The organism is Janthinobacterium sp. FT14W (genome assembly GCF_009208755.1).
Lineage (GTDB): Bacteria > Pseudomonadota > Gammaproteobacteria > Burkholderiales > Burkholderiaceae_D > Janthinobacterium > Janthinobacterium violaceinigrum.
This window is the reverse complement of sequence record NZ_WFLL01000101.1, coordinates 1-2,493: the sequence shown is the minus strand read 5'-3', so window position 1 is coordinate 2,493 and position 2,493 is coordinate 1. Positions and strand designations below refer to the sequence as shown.

The 2,493-nt window shown below is 71.8% G+C and carries 1 protein-coding gene and 1 pseudogene; both read right to left on the bottom strand.

Annotation, left to right across the window (positions count from 1 at the left end; all coding sequences use genetic code 11):
• A pseudogene (locus GCN74_RS28120) lies at positions 1-979 on the bottom strand (ABC transporter ATP-binding protein); the annotation flags it as partial.
• On the bottom strand, positions 976-2,493 hold a 1,518-nt coding region (cydD, locus tag GCN74_RS28115; protein WP_226939275.1), incomplete at its 5' end, for a thiol reductant ABC exporter subunit CydD. The gene cydD and the pseudogene GCN74_RS28120, both read right to left, overlap by 4 nt.

The following is a 2,493-nucleotide window of genomic DNA, read 5'->3' as shown; positions in this document are numbered from 1 at the left end:
GGCTGTCCAGGCGCGGCGCCAGGCGGCGCATGGCCAGCAGCATGCGCCCCGCTTCCAGCGCGCCGCGGCGCAGTCCCGCAAACGGTTCCACGGCCGTCAGGGCGATCAGCAGGGCCAGGGCCGCCAGCGGCACGTCCAGCGCCTGCTGCTGCACCAGCGCGGCCACGGCCAGCAGCACGCCGGCCAGGGTCACGCTGCCGGCCACGCCGTACGCGGCGCCGGCCGCCGTGTCCAGGCGCAGCAGGGCCATGTCCGCCTGCGCCAGCGAGCGGTCGATCTGCGCCAGCGCCGCGCACTGGGCGTCGATGCGCCCCGCCATCACCAGGTCCGTCTGGCCGGCCACCAGGTCGATGGTACTGGAACGCAATTTTTCAATGGCGCGTGTACGCACGATGGCGGGACGACGGGCGCGGCGCGCCACCCGCCAGCCGATGCCGCCGCCGGCGGCCAGCAGCCAGGCGGCCAGGCCCAGGCCCAGCTGCCACTGCATCACGCCCAGCGCCACGCCGGCCAGCAGGGCCGCGCACAGGGCCGAAAAAGCGGGCACCAGCAGGCGCAGGTACAGCGCTTCGAGCGCGTCGATATCGGCCGTCAGGCGGAACAGCAGCCTGGCGGGTCGGCGCAGCAGCCGGCTGGCCGCCTCGGGACGCGACCAGCCGCGGAACAGTTGCACGCGGATACTGGCCAGCGCGGCAAACGTGGCGTCGTGCGTGACGAGCCGTTCCGCATAGCGCGACCCCGTGCGGCCGATGGCCAGCAGGCGGATGCCGGCCGACGGGCCGAACACGTCGAAGACGATGGCCGTCGACGCGTGCAGGCCGGCAACCGACGTGGCCGTGATGAACCAGCCGGACAAGCCCAGCAAGGCCATGCCGGCCACCACCGTCAGGGCCGCCAGCATGGCGCCGCCGATCAGCTTGCCGGGCTGGGCCAGCAGCAATTGCCGCAGCACGGGGTTGAGGAGCAGTGAATTTTTCATGCGCGCAACTCCTGCGCCTGGGCCTGGGCATCGACCAGCACCGTGCGCTGCAGGCGGCCAGCCAGCACGGGGTCGTGCGTGGCGACCAGCATGGTCTTGCCCTTGGCCAGGGCCAGCAAGGCGTCCGTCACGCGCGCCGCCGTTTCGCTGTCCAGGTGGGCCGTCGGTTCGTCGACCAGCAGCAGATCCGCATGCGGATGCAGGGCCACGCGGGCCAGGGCCAGGCGCACGGCTTCGCCGCCCGACAAGCCCTGCCCCCCGTCGCTGAGCATGACGGCCGGCTGCGCCTGCGCCACGGCAGCCAGGTCGGCCAGGTGCAGCGCCTGCGTCACCTGCGCGGCGTTGGCATCCGTGCGGCCCAGGGTCACGTTCTGGCTGACGGAAGCGGCAAACACGTGGGGACGCTGGCCCATCCAGGCCATGCGCTGGCGCAAGGTATTGACGGTGCCGTCGTTCAGGCGCACGCCGCCGATGCGGATCTCGCCGCCGCTGGCGGGCAGCAAGCCGGCCAGCAGGGACAGCAAGGTGGTCTTGCCGGCGCCGCTGGCGCCCAGCAGGGCCACGTGTTCGCCCGCGCGCACGGCCAGGTCAAAGCCCTCGAACACGGGCGCTTCGCCAGGATGGGCAAAGCGCAGTTGATGGATGTCAATGGCGGGCGGCGGCGCCACCGCCATGGCGGCGGCAGACACGGCAGCCACTTCCACGCCGGCCCCAGGCAGGGGCACGCCATCGGCGGCCAAGTCGTGCAGGCCGGCCAGGCCCGCTTCGCCGGCCGCCTTGTCGTGCCAGACGGCGGCCAGTTCGCGCAGCGGTTCGAAGAACGCGGGCGCCAACAGCAGGATGAACAAGCCCTGCCCCAGGCTCAGTTCGCGGCCCCAGGTGCCGAAATCGATGCTGCCCAACAGGGAGAACCCGATAAACGCGGCCACCATGGCCACGCCCAGCGCGGAAAACAGTTCCAGCACGGCGGACGAGAGAAACGCGATGCGCAGCACCGCCATCGTGCGCCGGCGCACGGATTGCGAGGAAGCGTCCAGCCGTTCGGCCGTGGCGTCGACGGCGTCGAGCGCGCGCAGGGTGGCCAGGCCCCGCAGGCGGTCCAGCAAAAAGGCGTTCATGCTGCCCATTTCCACCATCTGCGCGCGGCTGGCCGCTTGCGCGCCCATGCCCACCAGGGCCATGAAGACGGGAATCAGGGGGGCGGCGATGAGCAGGATCAGGGCGGCAATCCACGACAGCGGCGTCACCACGGCGAGGATCACGAGCGGCACGAGCATCACCTTCCAGCGCGCGGGCCGGTAGCGCACCAGATAGGGCACGATGGCTTCGGCCTGCTCGGCCATGACGCTGGCCGCCTGGCCCGACTGGGCGCGCTGGCGGTCCAGCGGCGAACGCTGCGAGATCCGCAGATCGACGTGCAGGGAGAGAGTGTTCGCTAAGGCGTAGATCTCGGTGGGCGCCGTGTCGTCAGGAAACAGGGGGGCGGCGATGAGCAGGATCAGGGCGGCAATCCA